The organism is Binatus sp. (SeqCode) (genome assembly GCF_036522015.1).
Lineage (GTDB): Bacteria > Desulfobacterota > Binatia > Binatales > Binataceae > Binatus.
On the sequence record NZ_DATDGQ010000324.1, the window covers coordinates 1 to 18,699 of the forward strand.

The window sequence follows — 18,699 nt, forward strand, 5'->3', positions numbered from 1 at the left end:
GGTCACGTTTTCGTACGGCGCCAGCGCGTTCATCACGTCGTCGCCGTCGCTGGTGAACCATTCCCATTCCGGCTTGAGGTCGAACAGCGGCCGATGCGTGAACACGATGATGGGCGCGGTTTTCGGAAAACGCGCGAGATCGGATTTCATCCACGCCAGCTGCTCGGCGCCCACTGCCGGCCGTCCCGCTGAGACGTTGTCGAGCGCGATGAAGTGCACGCCGCGATGATCGAACGAGTAGTGGGTCGGCCCCATGAACTCGCGGAACATGTCGCCACCGTCGAGCGCGGCGTCATTCTCGCCCGGCACGACTTTGATTTGCGCGGCGCCGATTTTGCCGGAGATCTCCTTGAACAGCCTGAAACGTTTTGCGTGCTCGTCGGGAGAGTCGGCGTCGTGTGTCAGGTCGCCGGTGACAATGACCAGCTCGGGACGATTCTTCAGCCCGTTGATCGTCGCGACTGCACTTTCGAACGCCTTGGTGCCAAGCGGATCAGGCGGCCCGTTGAATCCGACGTGAGTGTCGCTCAGTTGCATGAACGAGAATGCCGCGGGAGCTTCACCGTTGAGCTCGGCCAGGGTGCGCGTGATCCCTTCGGCGCCGGCTTTGCGTGTCAGCGCGGGGAAGACGCTGTAGACCGCGCCGATACTGAGAGCAGTTCCCGTCACGCGCAGGAACGATCGACGATCAAATTTCTTTTCCATCCAAATCACCTCGCGCTGATGTGCGCTTTCAGGGTTGATGACTCGATGGCTCGGAGAAAATTCCCGCGATCGAGGCTCGGGAATAAAATTGGCGCGCGCGCAGTCTGGGACTGATTGCGGAAGGCGGAGCGAAAGCGTGATCTGGCTGGAACCTTGTGCCGAAGTTGAATCGCTACACCACTTTGGTGCAGCGACTATTGGCGATTTTCAGTGATTTACGATCCAGATCGCGAAGCAAACATTGAAACGCGGGTGGGAAAGTCTCCGAAAGGCATTCCGATAGAGATTCGTCGTTCCGCGACAGAACGCGGTAGCCGATGCACGAAGATACCCGTCGAAGGTGCGGAGCTTATCCAAGGTGAGCGCCGCATTCGGATTTTCCGTAAGCGGTCGCGGAATTCCCGGTTTGTGCGTTTAGGGTCGCCGCGATCGTTTCTAACCGAATTATCGAGTCACTTCGAACTAAGTTCGGCCTCTCTTGCGGCTCGTGGGGCCGCGCCCGGCTCTGCCGATGCGAGCCACTGGTCGATTGCCTCAACGGTAAAGCGCCAGTCGCTGCCGACACGAAACGCGGGCAACTGATTTCTCTTTAGCATCTTGTAGATCGTGGATGGGTGCACCCGTAGGTAGTTCGATACGTCCCGCACTGTCAGTATCCTGTTATTCGCTTTGTCGAATCGATCCATGTGACTCCTCTGCGTAAGGATAACGCCCACACGGCGGGACATTTTTCTGCGGGGGGCGACAGAAAAGCGATGTCTCGACCGTGTGAGCGATTTTCTTGCTACGCAATTTCAGGTCTCCGCTGTTATAGGCGTGAAAAATGACCGCACAACAGCGAGGACGTGCCGAGAGTACGTAATCGAAGTCACCTCGCGCTGAAGTGCGATTTCAGAGGGCAAGACTCGATAGGTAAGCGAAAATTCCCGCCATTGAGCCCCAGAAGCGGTCGGGAATAAAATTGTCGCGCTCGCGGTCTGAAGCCCAACGGGGACGTGCGGGCTGGCGAAAGAGAAGCTATTGCCTGACGAAACCAAAGCCGTCGATTTCGATCGCACGTTCCTGCCGCATATGGATGCTGCGTACAACCTCGCGCGATGGCTGGTGCGTGATGAGCACGACGCACAGGACGTCGTGCAGGAGGCCTACCTGCGCGCGCTCCGCTTTGCCGGTGGATTTCGCGGCGGCGATCCGCGTGCGTGGATTCTCGCGATCGTGCGCAACACCGCGTTCACATGGCTCAAGCGCAACCGCGGTCCTGCGTCGCCAACTGAATTCGACGAACAGATGCATTCGGCGGCTGGCGAAGAAAGCGGTCTTGAGGCAGACGCCGTTCGCAAGGCCGATGGCGCGATGATTCGGGCGGCGCTCGAAGAGCTGACGGACGATTTTCGCGAGGTGATTGTGATGCGCGACATCGAAGGACTTTCGTACAAGGAAATCGCCGATGCGGCCGACGTGCCGATAGGGACTGTAATGTCGCGGCTGGCCCGAGCCCGCGGCAAGCTCGCGCGGTCGCTCCAGGAACGCATCGGCAAAGACCGAATCGCGAAGGAGCCGGCGTGACCTGCGACGACGCGCGAGTGCTGATGCACGGGCATCTCGACGGCGAGCTCGACCTCGTCGACGACCTGGAAGTCCAGCGGCATATCGAGGAATGCCCGCGATGCGTCAGCGAATATGCCGCATTGCGCGCAATGCGGACGCGGCTCAAGGACGATGCGTTTCGCTTCGAGGCGCCGGCGGCATTGAAGGAAAAGATTCGCCGCGCGATTCCTGCATCAACCACCGCTCGCGCCAACGGGTATCAGTCGCGGCGCGGAGCGTGGGTTCCGCGCGCCGTCCGGTTCGCGGTTCCGATGGCGATTGGCGCGATGCTCGCACTGATCATAGCGCCGCGCACGATTGCGCCGGCCCTCAACCAGCAGCTGGCGAGCGAAGTGGTCGCGAGCCATGTCCGATCGCTGATGGCGACGCATCTGATGGACGTCGCCTCGACCGATCAGCATACGGTCAAGCCGTGGTTCAACGGCAAGCTGGATTTCTCGCCGCCGGTCAACGATTTCGCGAAAGACGGATTCCCACTGGTGGGCGGGCGCCTCGACTATATCGAAGGACGCCCGGTGGCGGCGCTGGTGTATCAGCATGGCAAGCACGTGATCAACGTTTTCATGTGGCCGACGGCGGGCACTGCGACCGGCGCGGAGCGAATCGAGACGGAACACGGCTACAACGTCGAGCAACTGACGGTGGCGGGAATGAATTGCTGGATGGTGTCGGACCTGAATCAGCTGGAGCTCGACAACTTCGCGAACTTGATCCGTACGAAGGGCTAAGCGCGGCTTTTCCCGCCGAAGGGACGGCGAATAACTCATGCGTTCACGGGTTGCGCAGGTGGGGCGCGGCTGAAAGAATGCATCGGTTGCCGCCCGTTCCATAGAGGCGTCCCCTACCTGCCGATGCGCCGCGTCGAGACAATTTTCATCGTTATAGCGATTGCGTTTTACGCCTGGTTCCTGAGCCACTATGGCCCGCGCCAGGTGCTTGGCTACGTGCGGATGGCGGGTTGGGGCCTGGCGCTCACCATCTCGCTCGAGGCGATTGCGCGAATCGCGAACACGCTCGGCTGGCGCGTCACGATCGAGGACTATCCATCCAGGCTCAGTTTCGTCGAACTGTTTGGCGCGCGAATTGGCGGGGAGGCGGTTGACTACGTGACGCCGTCGGCGCAGCTAGGCGGGCAGTTTGTGATGGCGCTGGAGGTGCGCGAGAAATTGCGGATGCCGGTTGGGCTGGCGACGGTAGTCGTCGCGTCGCTGGCAGAAGCGGTCGGGCAAATCGTGTTCATGTCGATCGCGCTGGCAATTTCGCTGCGCATGATACCGGTGGCGGCCAACCTGTACTGGGCAATCGTCGGCGGGTTCGCGCTGGCGGTTGCGCTGGCGGGCGGATTCTTTTTCGTCCAGATGAAGCGGCCGTTTTCGCATCTGTGGCGGGCCGTGGCCAAGTTCGATATCGCGCAAATCAACACCAACGAAAACGAAATCCGCGATTCCGCCGGTGAGGCCGACGCTGTCCTACTCGACTTCTACGCGCGCAATCGCAGCCGCTTCGTGGCCTCGTGCCTCTGCTATGCGGTCGCGTGGAGTCTTGGTCCACTCGAGATTTATATCCTGCTGCGGATGCTGCATCAGTCGCCGACCTTTCAGACCGCATTGCTGGTCGAGTCGGTCGGACTGCTGATCGAGCGCGCGACCTTCCTGATTCCGGGCAAGCTGGTAAGCCAGGAGGGCGGCAAGGCGCTCATCCTGGGGATGCTTGGTTATCCGCCGGGAATTGGCTTCGCGGTTGGGTTTCTGCGGCGTATCAAGGAAATGGTATGGGTGTTGTTCGGGCTATTGGCCCTGATGATACATCGTACGGTAATGCCGCAGCGCGGTGATATTAAGGGCACCGCGCCGGTCGGGCATGACTCTGTGATGAAAATGCAACGAGGAGCACAAGGAGAGCAATCGCTATGAGGAAACTAACCGCCCTGGTTGCGGGGATGACGCTCGCAATGTCCGCGCTGCCCGCGGCCGCCGGGGTCGTCATCACGCAAAAGCAGCACGTGAGCAGCGGAACCAACGCCCGCGACTCCGAACAAACGATTTCGGTGCAAGGCAACAAACAGAAGATGGTGACCGAGCGTCACACGATTATAACCGACCTCGACGTTGGAAAAATGTACGTGCTCGATCCGACGGCAAAGACCTACTTCGAGATCGAGTTCCCGCCCAAGGGACAAATGGCCGCCATGATGGCGGCCAGCACCAATTCGGCGATGAACTTTAAGAAAGCCGGTTCCACCCGCGAAATCGCCGGATTCAAGTGCACCGATTTCGACGGCGGCGGGCACATGATGGCGGGCGACTACACGGTCAAGGAATGCTTCTCGAGCACGGCACCCGGCGCCGAGGAGTTTGCAGCGTTCGAGAAAAATATGGCGGCCAAACTCAAGAGCTCAGGCACCCCGACCGGCAATGGCGAAATCCCCGGCGGAGTACCGCTCGCGCTGGACTCCTCGATGAAGATGGGGAAGGTGAACATTCCAGGGATGGCGCCGGAGCAGGCGGCGAAGATTAACGAGATGATGGCGAAGCGTCCGCCGGTCACCACCAACACGGTGGTCGAGAAGATCGAAACGAAGAAACTGGCGGACGCCGATTTCGCCATTCCCACAGGCTTCACCAAGCGAGATCTGCCGGGACCCGGCACGATGATGATGAAGCCGGGCGCAATGAAGATGCCGCCGCCGGCAGGCGCCCCATCGCCGGCAACGCATTGAGTCAGCTGAGCGTTGACTCGCGCGTACTCTATCAAGCTCGCGAGTGAGTCGAATAAAAAAGAGCGGGGTCCGTCATAGGCCCCGCTCTCAGTCTCATTCCAATCCGAAAAACTACATCGATGCTGACGCCGACGCATCCTGTTTGGGTGCGTTGAGTGCGGCGCACGAATCCCAGATCCATTTTGCCGTCGATAGTTCGTCTTCCGCAAACAATCGCAACGCTTCCTTGGTCGAGAGATCTTCCTTCAGCAGTGCCGCGAACTCGCAGATCGGTTTGATAGCATCCTCGGGCTTACCGACGCGCCTGGTGAAATCGAGCAGTTTTTCGTTGTCGGGAATCGAAGGGTCGCCCAGATAGGCGACGGCCTTGCGCCCGGCGTCGGTTGCCATCGCGCGCATCTCACCGCCGAGTTCGGCCAGGCGCTGCGCGAAAATTCGCGAATGATAGGCTTCACGCTCGGCCACGATTCGAATGCCGGTGCGGATGCAATCGGTAGTGCAGACTTCCGCCCACGCCGCGAATGCTTCGCCGCCGTTGGCCTCGCCCACGCGGACCTTGTCGAGAAAACTGACGACCGCCGCGCGTTCCGACTTATAGGTACGGCCAAACGCTTTGAAACCAGCGCCGCCGTTACCATTACCGTTCGTCGGCGCGCCTGCTTCGAGCCACGTCAATTCGGCCTCGAAGGTGGACTGGGAGATCACTCCGTTGCGGTAGGCCCTCAGCAATTGTTTGAATTCAAAATCGTAGCTCATCGGGTGTTCCTCCAGATTGGTTAAACCCCGTTCCCATTAAACGAGCGTTCAGTGTGTTGGACCTGAGAGCATAAGTCGGCGCCCTTGATTGTGTCAATTACGACTTTGCCGGCTCCAATTGCTGGCTTCGATACAAATATTGCCGCATGATTCCCAAAGCCGCGGTTAATCCACACGGCACAGACGAGGCATTGTTTTTGAGGTGCGCGGGATGAGCGAAATCAAGCACAGCTTTGTCAGGACCAACGGCATCAATATGCATGTGGCGGAGATCGGCGACGGCTTTCCGGTGGTATTCTGCCACGGCTTTCCCGAGATGTGGTACTCGTGGCGCCATCAGATGAAGGCGCTGGCCGAAGCGGGCTTCCGCGCGATCGCGCCCGACCAGCGCGGCTACGGCGAGACCGAAGCGCCCACTCCGATCGAGGCATACACGCAGCGCAAACTGGTCGGCGACATCGTCGGGATGCTCGACGCGCTGGGAATCGGCAAGTGCGTGATCGTCGGTCACGATTGGGGCGGCATGGTCGCATGGAATACCGCGCTGATGGCGCGCGACAGCGTCGAGCGCGTGATCGGCGTCAACACACCGTTCATCCCGCGCTCTCCGGTAAAGCCGACCGACGCGATGCGCGCAATGGCGGCCGGCGGCTTCCACTATATTCTCTACTTTCAAACGCCGGGAGTGGCGGAGGCGGAACTCGAACGCGATGTCGCCCGATCGCTGCGCGGCTTCTACCAGGATCCGCCGGAAGTCGATCCCATCGGGATTCACAAAGCGGCGCCCGGTGTGTGGGGAGCGGCAGGCGGAGGATTGCTCGATCGATTCTCAGATCGTCCGCATGGAAAGTTTCTCACCGACGAGGACTTCGATGTTTTCGTGCGTGCGTTCAAGAAGAGCGGCTTTCGCGGCGGGCTGAACTGGTATCGATGTATCGACAAGAACTGGGAGGAGAGCGCGGGCCAGACCGATCGCATCGAGCAGCCCGCGCTGATGATCACGGCGGAGCGCGACGTCGTGCTGCGCCCCGAGATGGCCGAAGGGATGAGCACCTGGGTGCCGAATCTGCGCAAGACCGTGCTGGTCAAGGGTTCCGGTCATTGGACGCAGCAGGAAAAGCCGGCCGAGGTGAACGCGGCGATTCTGGATTTTCTGTCCGATATGAAAAAGTAGCGCGGCTATTCAAGCGGCGGCGGGGAAACGCATTCGCCGTTCTTCAGAATCAGGTACTGGCGATCCGGCGCGTCACACGCGGCGTTGGTCTGCACGACACGCGCGCCGTCGGGAGCGTACTGCAGAATGTACGACTTGCGAACGCCCGCGGTGACGTTGGGGCCGGTGCGATGCGGCATCAGCGAGGAGAATACGACGATGTTGCCCTCGCGGACTGGAACGGCGAGCGCCTCGCGGCCGTCCTCCTCGCGACATACGTAACCGAGTTTGGACAGCCGATGCGCGAGGGTCCCGCGCAAATGCCCGCCGGGGATCACCCACGGACAACCGTTGTCAGCGGTCGCGTCATTCAGCGCAATCCAACAAGTCAGGTACGCCTGCGGTTCGACGTAGGTGTAGCCGTTGTCCTGATGCCAGGGGAACGGCTTCGGATACTCGGGCTTTTTGTACACGGCCTGATCCCAGTAGAGGCGCACGTCGGGCCCGATCAGATCGTGGCAGAGATCCTGAAAGGTGCGGCTCGCGGAAACCTCGCGAAGCACGCTCGAAAGCCTGACGAGATGCACGGTGAAGGTTATTCCGTCGGCCTGCGCGATGCCCATCCGGCCGTCGGGGCGCGAGCGCAGGAACTCTTCCGCCTTAGCCTCGAACGGATCGATCGCATCGCGAACGCGCACGACAGCTGCAGGATCGATCGCATTTTCGAGCACGAAGAAACCGCGCTGGTTGAACGATCGCGCCTGCTCGTCAGTGATCAGGCGAAACGGCCCGCGCACCGGCGGCCAGGAGAATCCATGATTCAACGGATGCAGCGCACCAACCGCGTCGTTCGTCGATGGCTGCGTGCTCATGCCTTCCTCACTTCGTGCTGATGCCGGTGGATTCGGCGACCAGCTCCGCGAGGTCGCGCACGCGCATCGTTTCTTCGAGCGAGCGCGACTTCACCGCGTCTTCGAGCATCGTCATGCAGAACGGGCATCCTACGGCGACGCACTTGGGCTTGGCTTCCTGCAATTGATCGAAGCGCTTCTGATTGATGCGCGTGCCCTCGTGTTCCTCCTTCCAGAAACATCCGCCGCCCGCGCCGCAGCAGAAGGTGCGATTCTTCGACTGCTCGACCTCGGCGACTTCAGCGCCTGGAATCGCGCCGAGCGCACTGCGAGCGCTGTCCCATTTGCGATTGTGCCGCGCCATGTAGCATGGATCGTGGTACGTGATCCGTTCGTCGATCTTGCCGCGCGGCTTCAGACGCCCGGCCTGGATTAGCTCGTCGATAAACTCCGCTTCGTGCAACACAGTGTAGTTGCCGCCGAAGTCCGGATACTCATTTTTCAAATTGTGGAAGCAATGCGGGCATTGAGTGACTATTCGACGCGGCTTGTAGCGATTGAGCGTCTCGACGTTCTGCGCGGCGACCGTGGCGTACAGGTATTCGTTGCCCAGGCGGCGCGCCGGGTCGCCGGTGCAAGTTTCCTCGCGCCCGAGAATCGCAAACTTGACGCCCGCTTGTTTCATCAAGCCCGAGAACGACTTGCTGACGCGCTGGTTGCGCTCGTCGTAAGAGCCGGCGCATCCAACCCAGTACAGCACGTCGATCTCCGATGGATCTTCGAGCTCGGCAATTTCGGGGATTTCGAGTCCGTTAGCCCATTCGGCGCGCTTCTCCTGCGCGAGGCCCCACGGATTTCCCTGGTTCTCGATTCCCTTGAACGCGCCGGTCAACTCGGTCGGGAATCTCGATTCCATCAACACGTCGTAGCGCCGCATGTCCACGATTCGCTGGATGTGCTCGATGCTGACCGGGCATCCCTCTTCACACCATCCGCACGTCGTGCATCCCCACACCGCTTCTTCGGTCGCGACCTGCGTGATCATGTCGGGACCGTTCCAGGCTGGCGCTTCGGCGCCCTCGGCGGGTTTGCCGTTGGCCTTTGTCGCCAGTAAAAAGGGCGCCTTGTCGAGCAGATGCTCGCGCTGTTCGATCACGAGGTACTTGGGATTCAGCACTTTGCCGGTATTGACGGTGGGGCAGTTGATCGTGCAACGGCCACATTCGAGACACGAGCCCATGTCGAGCAATTGCTTCCAGGTGTACTGCTCGACTTGCGAGACGCCGAAGGTTTCTGCGTTCTCGAAATCCTTGATCGGCGCGAGCCGTCCGCGCGGACCCAGGTTGCGGAAGAAAAGATTCAGCGGCCCGAAGATCAAGTGGCGCAGCTTGGTGAACGGAAAACAAAACAGCAACACGAACACGAACAGCACGTGCACCAGCCAGAGCCATCGATGGTACGTGACGCCAGCGCCGAGTCCGCCTTCAATTCGTCCCACGACTCGTCCGACATATGCCCATTCGTGAAAGGCCGGATGCGCTGCGTTGATTCGCGCGCCCTCGAGCATCAGGCCCGTGACGGCAGTCAGCACCATCATCGACATCGGGAACCAGTAACCGAGCCGGTTCTCGAGATTGTCACGCATCTTCTCGGCAGGCGGGTCATTCAGCACGGTTGGTTTGCGAACCGAGCGGCGCATCCCTTCCATCAGCACGCCGAGGATCAACAGCAAGAAGAAGGTGTCCATCGCGGCTTTGAAATAGAGATAGAAGTCGCCGTAGTAGAAGTAGAAATCGACGCCGAACAGGTTGAGCAGGTCGCGCAAGTCGCTGTTGATCAGGACGATCGTCGTGCCGATGAACAATCCGACGAACGCGACGTAGAACGCGTAGTGCATCCAGCCCCAGGTCTCGCGAATCACGTTGCCCTGGCCGAACGAGTCGCGCAGTGACAGCAGCAGTCGCTCGATTGGATGATCGAGACGATTTTCGGAGACGCCGAGGGTCACCAGCCGGTACCATTTCATGAATGCGTAAACGCAGCCGGCCATAAACAGCGCGAGCAGGCCGTACATCAACACGATGAACGGCGCGGGGATGTTCCACAGGATCTGGCGGGTGACTTGCTCGTTCATTTGCGCTCCATCGGAAAAGCCGCTGGCGAAGGTGCCTGTAACAGAGTCTTAAATCAGACCATCGCGGATGAATTCAATCCATCGTAACTCTCGGTGCCGGTTAGGGTTGCCAGGCTGACAAAACTGGCGCGATCCAGGCGGATGGATTTCAGGCGAGGCGAGTCTTTTCATACCATAGGTTGCGGTTTTGAGATGGCTGACCACTGAGGGTAGTTTTGTTCCGTCAAAAACTGTTTTTGTTGGAGGCTGGGGTCGGCGTGCTTCGGGCGAGAATGGGGCGAGCGCGGCGCATTTTGAATGATGGCGCATACCACATTGTTAGCACGGATATTCAGGCGGGTTCAGGCTAAAAAGTTCATCCCCGCGAAGAGAGCTGCGAGATAGGGTGCGCGGGTATCGGAAACCGGTACCGGCTTCGCGTGCGCGAAGCTGTCCGAGATCCTTCCTGCCGCTCGCGTTGCTCGCTTTGTCAGGATGACACAAGAAGTGATGCGAAGAGCATCGCGGATGTGCAAGCAACCTAACCCCTTCCCCTAGTGGAAGGGGGACCGGATTGGGAGGTGGACGGTTCAATCGTGAATTGAGAGACGGTCCTGTTCGACGTCTTCGAACCAGATCGCTAGTGCGTTAGTCATTTTCGATACGCGGGCGGGGTCTTGCGCGGCCAGGTCGTTGCGCTCGAAGGGATCGCTGACGATGTCGAAGAGTTGAGCGGAAGGCGGCGCGGGTTTGATGCGCTCGGGCTCGGGGGTGCGCGAGATGTCGTGGAAATTTTCGGGGTTGTACTTCGACTGAATGTCCATCGCGAGGTCTTCGGTTGATACCTGCATCAACTCGCGAATCGCGGGACGCACCAGCTTCCAGCGGCCGTCGCGCATCGCGGCGTTGCACTCGGCGTCGGGCGTGTAGCGGTTCCATTGCCAGAAACGTTCGGTCGGGACCTTGCCATGCGCGCCTTGCAGCGTTGGCGTCACGTTGATTCCGTCGAGCTTGAGATCGCTTGGCGGCTCAGCGCCAGCAATCGCGAGAAGCGTCGGCAGCCAGTCGGTGAAATGAATCATGTCGTGGACCTGGCGGCGGCCGTCGAGACCGGCGGGCCATCGAATTACCATCGGCAGGCGGATGCCGCCCTCGTACACGAGTGTCTTCGCGCCGGCGAAGCCGCAATTGAAGCGGTCGGTGCACATCTCGCCCTTGCCGCCGAACTGCGGCCCGTTGTCGCTCGAAAACATCACGATCGTGTTGTCGGCGAGGCCGGATCGGTCGAGCGCGTCGAGCACGCGCGCGATTCCGCGATCCATGCATTCGATCATCGCGTAGATTTGGCTGACCGCGGGCGTGAAGTTGCCGCTCGCCTTGTAGGGCGCGGCGTCGGCCTCGGGCGCTTCGAACGGAAAATGCGGCGCGTTGTACGCAAGGTATAGAAAAAACGGGTTGCCAAGATGACGCTGGATAAACTCGGTCGCCTCGTCAGTAAAGACTTCGGTCAGATAGCGGCCGTCTCCACGCGAAAAAGAGCCGTTACGATCGAGATTCCACTGGTAGTACGGTTGCCATCCGCCGGAGAATCCCGCGAACTCGTCGAAGCCGCGCTGGTTCGGATGGTAGCGCGAGTCGTATGCGCCGTTGTGCCATTTGCCGATAAGGCCGGTGGCATAGCCCGCGCGCTTCAGGAGTTCGGCTATCGTCAACTCGCGCAGCGCGAGGCGGTCGAGTCCGCGCGTCTCGAGCGTGTCGATCACGCCCGTGCGATGCGGATAGCGGCCTGTCATCAGCGACGCGCGCGCGGGCGCGCAAACCGGAGACGCCGAGTAGTGCTGCGTCAGGCAGAGTCCTTCGCTGACGAGATGATCGAGCGTCGGCGTGCGCGAGGCGCCGTAGTTGAAGCATCCGAAGTCGCCGTAGCCCATGTCGTCGGCGAGAATGAGGATGATGTTCGGGCGCGTGGGCATCGAACGAATTCGTAGCACAAAAAGATGCGAGCGGATGCGGTCGTGACTTAGGAACCTAACCCCTAACCCCTTCCCGCGCGGGAAGGGGGACCGAATTTAAGAAAAACTGCGGGTTACTCCCGTTCCTGGAAACCTTCTAGGTTGCGCGATCTGCCGGTTTGGCGCAGCTTGCGGAGCGCCTTGGCTTCGATCTGGCGGATGCGCTCGCGGGTGACGGCGAACTGCTTGCCGACTTCCTCGAGAGTGTAGTCGGTCTTCTGGCCGATGCCGAAGCGCATGCGGAGGATTTGCTCCTCGCGCGGCGTCAGCGTTGCGAGAACTTTGCGCGTCTGCTCGCCGAGATTGCCCTGGATTGCGGCCTCGACCGGCGACGGTGCGAGTTCGTCCTCGACAAAATCGCCGAGCGAACTTTCTTCTTCGTCGCCGATTGGGGTTTCGAGCGAAATCGGTTCCTTGACTATCTTGAGCACCTTCTGGACCTTGTCCAGCGGCATCTCCATCTGCTCAGCGATTTCCTCGGGCCCCGGTTCGCGGCCGAGCCGCTGCACCAGCAGGCGCGTGACCCGCAGCAGTTTGTTGATCGTCTCGACCATGTGCACCGGGATACGAATGGTGCGCCCCTGGTCAGCGATCGCGCGCGACATCGATTGCCGAATCCACCACGTCGCGTACGTCGAAAATTTGTAACCGCGCTGATACTCGAACTTGTCCACCGCGCGCATCAGGCCGATGTTGCCTTCCTGGATCAGATCGAGAAAGCCAAGTCCGCGATTGGTGTAGCGCTTGGCGAGGCTGACGACGAGGCGCAGGTTGGCCTCGGTCAGTTCCTTTTTCGCTCGGCGGCTCTTGTCCTGTCCGGCGGCGATCGTTTCGAGCTTGCGCGCGTAATCCTCGCCGTCGTCCTTCGCTTTTTTCTCGACTTCGCGAATCGTCTTCTGCGCCAGGCGAATTCGTGCGGCGATGTCGAGCAGGTTCTCGCGAACGTCATTGATCTTCAGGACGTGCCGGCGATCCTCAGCCTCGGCCGCTTCCTTGAGCAGATTCGTACGCGAGCGGCCGGTCGCTTCCTCGTATTTCGCGATGGTGTGATGGGCGATGCGGTACTGTTGCAGGAAGTCGCGCATCTCGCCGATCACCGCTTCCATCAGGCGCCGCGACAGTCCCATCTCGCGCAATTCTTTTTTCACGCGCTCGTTGTAGCGTCCCAGGTCCTTGTCGAGCTTGGGCTTGCGGCGCGGGCCGGGTTTGTTCCGAAGCTCTTCCTCGATTGCGTCGATCTTGGTGCGCAGGTCGGTTAGCTTTTTGGTCGCGACACTCAGCTTCTTGAGCTGGCGCTCGTCGGCTTCGGGTCCGCGTTCTTCGTCGGGATCGTCGGGCGTTTCGGCGGCGTCCTCGAACACGTCGCGCAGATCGGCTTCGCCCGCCTCGACCCGCTCGCCCACCCGAATCACGAAATCGAGCATAATCGGCGAGCCCAGCACTTCCTCTTCGACTTCGTTTTCGCCGGCCTCGATGCGCTTGGCAATTTCGACTTCCTGCTCTCGAGACAGGAGCTGAAAGTTGCCCATCTCCTTTAGATAGAGCCGAACCGGGTCCGACGACTCGCCGAGCGAATCGGCAGCCGGCGCCGGCGCCTCGGGCGCTTCCTCGGCCTCTTCCTTGGTCTCGACCTCGACTTCGTCAGCGCCTTCAGTCGGGACTTCCTCGAGCACCTTGATATCAAGATCCTCGAAGCTGTCGAGCGCAGCGCGCAAGTCGGTCGGCGAGGCCACATCCTGCGGCAGGAAGTCGTTGACCTGCTCGAAAGTCAGGTAGCCCTGCTCGCGCCCGAGATCGACCAGCCCCTGTAGGTCCTTACCTTCGTACTTCTGCTTCATTCGTTTTGCTTCCGTTGTGCGCGGGCGTTTGGCCGTTAGTGCTATCGGTGAAAATGGGCGCGCAGTGCGGCCGTCATTGCGACCGCGAGCCGGGGAATCAGGCCTCATTTATACAGACAAGAATACAAAGGCAAGTGAGCGACACCAAAGGTCCAATCTAAAGATCGCTGCCGTCGGAGTCAACTTATTTCTCGCCGTCATCCTCACGATCATTGGGCGAATTGCTTAAGAGCGCTCTGCCGCCCGCCCTAATCGCGAATCCGCGCTCGTCGATCAAGCTCTACCGATATTATACGCATCATTTGTCCATTTGGCTGCATCGCCGCTGAGCTTTCCTCGATTCATGGATTGTGATGCGCGCTGGAAATCGTGAGCGAGCCTCTCTATTCTCGACGCTGCTCCGCTCCCTTCGAGCTGAATTTTGGCAATCAACGCAATAGTCCTGGCCCTCAGCTTCGCGATAATTCTTGTAGGCTCGGAACTTTTTACCAACGGCGTCGAATGGGCCGGGCATCGGCTGCATATCGCCGAGGCTGCGGTCGGCAGCCTGCTCGCCGCGGTCGGAACGGCGCTGCCGGAGACGTTCATCCCGGCCGTCGCGCTGCTGACCGGCCGCGATTCCGCGACTGCCCACACCGCGGTCGGACTCGGCGCGATCGTCGGAGCACCGCTGATGCTCTCGACGGTGGCGCTGTTCGTGATGGGCACGGCGGCGATCGCATTTCGCAAGCGTCGCGGACGGATTGCACTGCGAGTGGTTCGCGAGGACGCGCGCCGGGACCTGGCCTTCTTCTTCCCGGTTTTTTTGTGCCTGGTGATAGCAGGCACTCTCGACATCGGTCCGGTTCTTCGCCACGTTCTCGCAGTCGCACTGTTGATCGTGTACGCGAGCTACACGGTCGTGATGCTGCGGCTGAAGCGGGCGGTCGGTGCGGAGGTCGAGCGCGGACTCTACTTCGAGTCGATCTTTCGCGGCAATCCGCTCGAGCCGCGAGGATGGGTAGTCGCTGCGCAGGTAGTCGTCGGTGTCCTCGCGATCCTGATCGGCGCTATCGAGTTCGTCGACAAGATCATCCTGTTCTCCGCGCATGCGCATCTGAATCCCGGCGTCCTCTCGCTCATGCTGAGCCCGCTCGCGACCGAGCTACCCGAGAAGTACAACTCCGTCGTCTGGATTCGGCAGGGCAAGGATCATCTCGCGCTCGCCAACATCACGGGCGCGATGGTCTTTCAGTCGTGCATTCCGGTTGCGCTGGGCCTGGCGTTTTCGCCGTGGCATCTAACGAATCCCGAACTGCTCGCGGGTTCGATCGCGCTCGCCTCGGTAGTGATTCTCTTCGTCAATCTGCGCGACTCGGAACTCGGCACGCCGACACTCATGATCGGCGGAGCGGCGTACGCGATCTTTCTGATTGGCCTCGGCTACCTCGGCGTCCTCTGAATCTAATCGCGCCGCCGCGTTGTCTGACGCGCGGGCGCGGGTGCACAATCGAAGTACGCAATGACCACCTACCAGGAAATTTCGGCGCAGTTCTATAGCAACCGCTTGCTGTTCGGCGATCCCGCCGATGCGAGCGTCGTCGCGGTCGAGGTTGCGTCGAAAACTGAGATCGACGTGTACCGGCGCCGGTTGGGCAAGCTCACGCGCGAGCGTCGTCCAATTCGGCTGTTTGCGCTGGTCGAGAATGTAGCATTGCTCGAAGGATTCAAAGCACCGCACGAGACACGCAGGCTCGACGGCGACTTCCGTTACAAGGTGCTCGTCACCTTCAACTCGCTGGACACTCTGGAAGCCATCAAGCGCCATCTAAGGAACGTGACCAGCCAACTGCCCAACGCGCCCGACGCGCCGTATCTCGTGCTGGCCGATCCGGTCGAGCAGCATCTGATGCTCACCGGGACCACGTTTTTCATCGGGATGGATTTCGCCGAGCTGCGCCGCCTCCAGCTCGATATCGAGACGTTTATTTCGCCGGGGTTTGAATTTCCGTCGGCCGCGCGCGAGGGCGATCGCGTCATCGCGATCTCGCTAACCGACTCGACCGGCTTCGAGCGCCTGCTCAAGGGCACCGAAATGGACGAGCGCGCGATGCTCGAGGAGATGGTGCGTATCATCCAGGAGCGCGATCCCGACGTCGTCGAGGGTCACAACCTGTTTCGCTTCGACCTCGAATATCTGGAGACGCGCGCGCGGCGCCATCGCGTGCCGCTGAAGCTGGGACGCGACGGCGGCGAGCTTCGTGCGCGTCCGTCGCGGATGCAAATTGCCGAACGCTCGATCGCCTATCGCCGCTACGACATTCCGGGCCGCAACATCATCGATACGTGGATTCTCGCGCAGCACTACGACATTTCGAGCCGCGAACTCGAGAGCCTGGGCCTCAAACAACTCGCGCAGCATTTCGGGCTGGCGCGCAAGGATCGCGTTTATATCGACGCGTCGAAAATCAGCCACTACTTCCAGCACGAGCCGGACAAGCTCTACGAATACGCGCTCGACGACGCTCGCGAGACCCGCGCGCTCGCCGAAACCCTCTCCCCCAGCTACTTCGTGCAGGCGCAGATTTTCCCGTACTCGTACCAGAGTGCGGTGCTGCGTGGGAACGCGACCAAGATTGACGCGCTCATGATGCGGGCGTACGTGGCCGCCGGACATTCCATTCCCGAGCCCTCGCAACCCGCGCCGGTCGCGGGCGGCTACACCGAGGTTCGCCGATGCGGCGTCGCGCACACTGTCCTGCATTGCGACGTGACGTCGCTGTATCCGTCGCTGATGCTGCAATATCGGCATGCACCCGTTGCCGATCGCCTCGGCGTGTTTCTCAAGTTGCTCGGGGATCTGCGCAGCTTCCGGGTGCAAGCCAAGGCGCTCGCGCGCGAACTCTCAGGGAGCGAGCGCCGCAATGCCGACGCGCTTCAGCTCACGTTCAAGATTCTTATCAATTCGTTTTACGGCTACCTGGGATTTTCGCTCGGGCACTTTAATGACTTCGGCGAAGCGAACGCATTGACCAAACGCGGACGCGATCTGATCCAGCGCGCCGTCGCGGAGCTCGAGCAGCGCGGCGCGCAGGTTATCGAGGTCGATACCGATGGAATCTATTTCGTTCCGCCGCCCGATGCCGCCGATGACAAAGGCGCAGAGCGGCTCCTGGCGCAAGTCGGCTCGATCATGCCCGAGGGTATTCGGCTCGAGATCGACGGCCGTTACGCCGCGATGTTCTCCTACAAGATGAAAAACTACGTGCTGCAGGATGATGCCGGGAAGATGACGATTCGCGGCTCAGGGCTGCGCTCGCGCGGGCTCGAACGCTTTCAGCGACGCTTTATGGAGCAGATGTTCCGCCTGCTGCTCGAGGATCGTCGCGACGAAATTCCAAAACTACTCGACGATTATCAGGCGCGGCTCGCACGGCATGAAATCGGAATCGAAGACCTGATGAAGACCGAGACACTGCAGGATTCGCTCGACACGTACCGCAGCAAAATCGGCGACAACAGCCGCAACCTCGCCGCCGCCTACGAACTCGCACTCAAAGCCGAGCGGCCCTACCTGCCCGGCGATCAGATTTCATATTACGTCACCGGCCGCCGCGCCACTGCGAGCGTAAACGCACTCGCGAAGATGGCGGCGGAATACGATCCGCAGAGTCCCGACGAAAACGTCGAATATTACCAGTACAAGCTCGCCGACCTCTACGAAAAATTCCGCATCTTCGTGGAGAAGCCCGGCCTGTTCGTGCCGATCGTAGAGACCGACTACAATCCCGCTCAACTCTCGCTATTCGGTGCCCCGCCGGCCAAAGCGGAAGAACCTGCAATTGCGTCTGAGGAGTAGGGGATGGTTGAGTTAGAATTCTGGGAGAGGGTTCGCGCGGCCGCACGAAACTCCAATCGCGCTTATCTCGCCACCTCCGACAAGGGCCAACCCAAGGTTCGCGTGGTGTTTCCGGCGTTCGAAGATCGCGTTCTCTGGATAGCGACTCAGCCGCGCTCCGCGAAAGCGCTCCATATCGCGCGCGATCCCCGAGTCGAACTGTTCTATGAAGTCGGGACCCAGCGCCCCATCACTCATCTTACAGTTACTGGCAAGGCACGGCTCGTATACGATCTTGAAGAGAAGATCCGTGTGTGGAATTTGCGGATCTTCAGATACGACCTCAAAGAGTTCTGGCCTGCGGGACCGGACTCGAAAGACTTGACGCTAATTCACATAGATCCGCTTCGAGTCGAACTGGGTGTTCAGCCGGCACTGTGGCTGGGTCAAAAGCCCGAGGTCTGGAAAGCCTAGCCGCGTCGCCTGAACTGATCGATACTCTCCGGAGGAAAACTATGGCGGAAGAAAAGCAGCAGCTCGATTGGGACAAGATCAAGAAATTCTCGAAGCAGGTATCGAATGATATCGGCGCCGCGATGCTCGGTGCGCTGAGCTATATCGGCGACCGTCTCGGAATTTTCAGCGCGCTGGCGGAAGCGGGCGCTGTCACGAGCGCGCAGCTCGCGGAAAAAACCGGACTCAGCGAACGCTACCTGCGCGAATGGCTCGGCGCGATGACCGCGGCTGGATACGTCAACTACGACGCGGCGGCGAAGAGCTACGCGATGCCGGCTGAGCATGCGATGGTGCTGGCGCGCGACGACTCTCCGTTCTTCGCCGGCGGCTTTATCGAAATGATCGTCCCGCAGATGTCGATTGCGCCGAAGGTGCTCGAGTCGTTCAAGAACGGACGCGGCGTCTCGCAGAGCGAGTATCCGCCCGAGACCTGGGAGGCGATGGAGCGTTCGTCGGCCTCGATGTACCGGCACTCGTTGGTTCGCAAATGGCTGCCGACGATGCCGCAAGTTGTCGGGAAGCTGACCGAAGGCGGCTCGTCGCTTGACGTTGGCTGTGGGAGCGGACGCGCGGTGATCGCGATCGCGTCGGCGTTTCCCAAGTCCAAGGTC

The 18,699-nt window shown here is 60.5% G+C and carries 15 protein-coding genes and 1 pseudogene; 9 read left to right on the forward strand and 7 right to left on the reverse strand.

From position 1 onward, the window contains the following. Together VIW95_RS13665 and VIW95_RS17640 are read right to left on the reverse strand one after the other, a co-directional pair. The coding region (locus VIW95_RS13665; RefSeq protein ID WP_331587427.1) for a metallophosphoesterase family protein at positions 1 to 705 on the reverse strand (705 nt) is incomplete at its 3' end. A 452-nt stretch (positions 706 to 1,157) separates the two neighbouring features. After that, on the reverse strand, positions 1,158 to 1,433 hold the full coding sequence (locus tag VIW95_RS17640; protein WP_414645294.1) for a helix-turn-helix domain-containing protein: 276 nt from the start codon (positions 1,431 to 1,433) through the stop codon (positions 1,158 to 1,160). 292 nt (positions 1,434 to 1,725) lie between these two features. Between VIW95_RS17640 and VIW95_RS13670 the strand changes: the two genes are divergently transcribed. From VIW95_RS13670 to VIW95_RS13685, 4 genes are all read left to right on the forward strand, one after another. After that, positions 1,726 to 2,271, forward strand: coding sequence for a sigma-70 family RNA polymerase sigma factor (locus VIW95_RS13670; RefSeq protein WP_331587429.1), 546 nt, complete (start codon positions 1,726 to 1,728; stop codon positions 2,269 to 2,271). Next, on the forward strand, positions 2,268 to 3,041 hold the full coding sequence (locus VIW95_RS13675; protein WP_331587431.1) for an anti-sigma factor: 774 nt from the start codon (positions 2,268 to 2,270) through the stop codon (positions 3,039 to 3,041). The genes VIW95_RS13670 and VIW95_RS13675 overlap by 4 nt, the downstream gene beginning before the upstream one ends. Before the next feature lie 123 nt (positions 3,042 to 3,164). Continuing rightward, a complete protein-coding gene (locus tag VIW95_RS13680) occupies positions 3,165 to 4,226 on the forward strand; it encodes a lysylphosphatidylglycerol synthase domain-containing protein (protein WP_331587433.1) in 1,062 nt (353 codons plus the stop codon). After that, positions 4,223 to 5,032 carry a DUF4412 domain-containing protein gene (locus tag VIW95_RS13685; RefSeq protein WP_331587435.1) on the forward strand — a complete coding sequence of 270 codons (810 nt, stop codon included), beginning with the start codon at positions 4,223 to 4,225 and terminating at the stop codon, positions 5,030 to 5,032. The genes VIW95_RS13680 and VIW95_RS13685 overlap by 4 nt, the downstream gene beginning before the upstream one ends. A 111-nt stretch (positions 5,033 to 5,143) precedes the next feature. Here VIW95_RS13685 and VIW95_RS13690 read toward each other — a convergent pair whose 3' ends face one another. Continuing rightward, the gene (locus tag VIW95_RS13690; RefSeq protein ID WP_331587437.1) at positions 5,144 to 5,788 is read right to left on the reverse strand and encodes a hypothetical protein; all 645 of its coding nucleotides are present in this window, start codon (positions 5,786 to 5,788) and stop codon (positions 5,144 to 5,146) included. 211 nt (positions 5,789 to 5,999) lie between these two features. Here VIW95_RS13690 and VIW95_RS13695 point away from each other — a divergent pair, with 211 nt between their 5' ends. Then, on the forward strand, positions 6,000 to 6,962 hold the full coding sequence (locus tag VIW95_RS13695; protein ID WP_331587439.1) for an alpha/beta hydrolase: 963 nt from the start codon (positions 6,000 to 6,002) through the stop codon (positions 6,960 to 6,962). Between the two features lie 5 nt (positions 6,963 to 6,967). Here VIW95_RS13695 and VIW95_RS13700 read toward each other — a convergent pair whose 3' ends face one another. The 4 genes from VIW95_RS13700 to rpoD all read right to left on the reverse strand — a co-directional run bounded on the left by VIW95_RS13700 (position 6,968) and on the right by rpoD (position 13,755). Then, on the reverse strand, positions 6,968 to 7,813 hold the full coding sequence (locus tag VIW95_RS13700; protein ID WP_331587441.1) for a phytanoyl-CoA dioxygenase family protein: 846 nt from the start codon (positions 7,811 to 7,813) through the stop codon (positions 6,968 to 6,970). 7 nt (positions 7,814 to 7,820) lie between these two features. Further along, the gene (locus VIW95_RS13705) at positions 7,821 to 9,926 is read right to left on the reverse strand and encodes a heterodisulfide reductase-related iron-sulfur binding cluster (protein WP_331587443.1); all 2,106 of its coding nucleotides are present in this window, start codon (positions 9,924 to 9,926) and stop codon (positions 7,821 to 7,823) included. A 569-nt stretch (positions 9,927 to 10,495) separates the two neighbouring features. Continuing rightward, entirely contained in the window at positions 10,496 to 11,878 is a 1,383-nt protein-coding gene (locus VIW95_RS13710) for an arylsulfatase (protein ID WP_331587446.1), read from the reverse strand. A gap of 113 nt (positions 11,879 to 11,991) precedes the next feature. Continuing rightward, a complete protein-coding gene (gene rpoD, locus VIW95_RS13715; protein ID WP_414645295.1) occupies positions 11,992 to 13,755 on the reverse strand; it encodes an RNA polymerase sigma factor RpoD in 1,764 nt (587 codons plus the stop codon). Between the two features lie 421 nt (positions 13,756 to 14,176). On the opposite strand from rpoD, the gene VIW95_RS13720 reads away from it, so the two are divergent. From VIW95_RS13720 to VIW95_RS13735, 4 genes and pseudogenes are all read left to right on the forward strand, one after another. Beyond that, positions 14,177 to 15,196 (forward strand): hypothetical protein, encoded by a 1,020-nt coding sequence (locus tag VIW95_RS13720; RefSeq protein WP_331587451.1) that lies wholly within the window; start codon positions 14,177 to 14,179, stop codon positions 15,194 to 15,196. A gap of 60 nt (positions 15,197 to 15,256) precedes the next feature. Further along, positions 15,257 to 17,593, forward strand: a complete 2,337-nt coding sequence (locus VIW95_RS13725; RefSeq protein WP_331587453.1) for a DNA polymerase domain-containing protein — start codon at positions 15,257 to 15,259, stop codon at positions 17,591 to 17,593. A gap of 3 nt (positions 17,594 to 17,596) precedes the next feature. Continuing rightward, complete coding sequence (locus VIW95_RS13730; RefSeq protein WP_331587455.1) at positions 17,597 to 18,046, forward strand: pyridoxamine 5'-phosphate oxidase family protein; 450 nt, start codon at positions 17,597 to 17,599, stop codon at positions 18,044 to 18,046. A 41-nt stretch (positions 18,047 to 18,087) separates the two neighbouring features. Continuing rightward, a pseudogene (locus VIW95_RS13735) lies at positions 18,088 to 18,699 on the forward strand (SAM-dependent methyltransferase); the annotation flags it as partial.

Excerpts from the sequence above, each read along its gene's own strand:
- VIW95_RS17640 (WP_414645294.1), bottom strand. The coding sequence starts at position 1,433 with ATGTCCCGCCGTGTGGGCGTTATCCTTACGCAGAGGAGTCACATGGAT.
- VIW95_RS13680 (WP_331587433.1), top strand. The coding sequence starts at position 3,165 with ATGCGCCGCGTCGAGACAATTTTCATCGTTATAGCGATTGCGTTTTAC.
- VIW95_RS13685 (WP_331587435.1), top strand. The coding sequence starts at position 4,223 with ATGAGGAAACTAACCGCCCTGGTTGCGGGGATGACGCTCGCAATGTCC.
- VIW95_RS13690 (WP_331587437.1), bottom strand. The coding sequence starts at position 5,788 with ATGAGCTACGATTTTGAATTCAAACAATTGCTGAGGGCCTACCGCAAC.
- VIW95_RS13695 (WP_331587439.1), top strand. The coding sequence starts at position 6,000 with ATGAGCGAAATCAAGCACAGCTTTGTCAGGACCAACGGCATCAATATG.
- VIW95_RS13700 (WP_331587441.1), bottom strand. The coding sequence starts at position 7,813 with ATGAGCACGCAGCCATCGACGAACGACGCGGTTGGTGCGCTGCATCCG.
- VIW95_RS13705 (WP_331587443.1), bottom strand. The coding sequence starts at position 9,926 with ATGAACGAGCAAGTCACCCGCCAGATCCTGTGGAACATCCCCGCGCCG.
- VIW95_RS13710 (WP_331587446.1), bottom strand. The coding sequence starts at position 11,878 with ATGCCCACGCGCCCGAACATCATCCTCATTCTCGCCGACGACATGGGC.
- rpoD (WP_414645295.1), bottom strand. The coding sequence starts at position 13,755 with ATGAAGCAGAAGTACGAAGGTAAGGACCTACAGGGGCTGGTCGATCTC.
- VIW95_RS13725 (WP_331587453.1), top strand. The coding sequence starts at position 15,257 with ATGACCACCTACCAGGAAATTTCGGCGCAGTTCTATAGCAACCGCTTG.
- VIW95_RS13730 (WP_331587455.1), top strand. The coding sequence starts at position 17,597 with ATGGTTGAGTTAGAATTCTGGGAGAGGGTTCGCGCGGCCGCACGAAAC.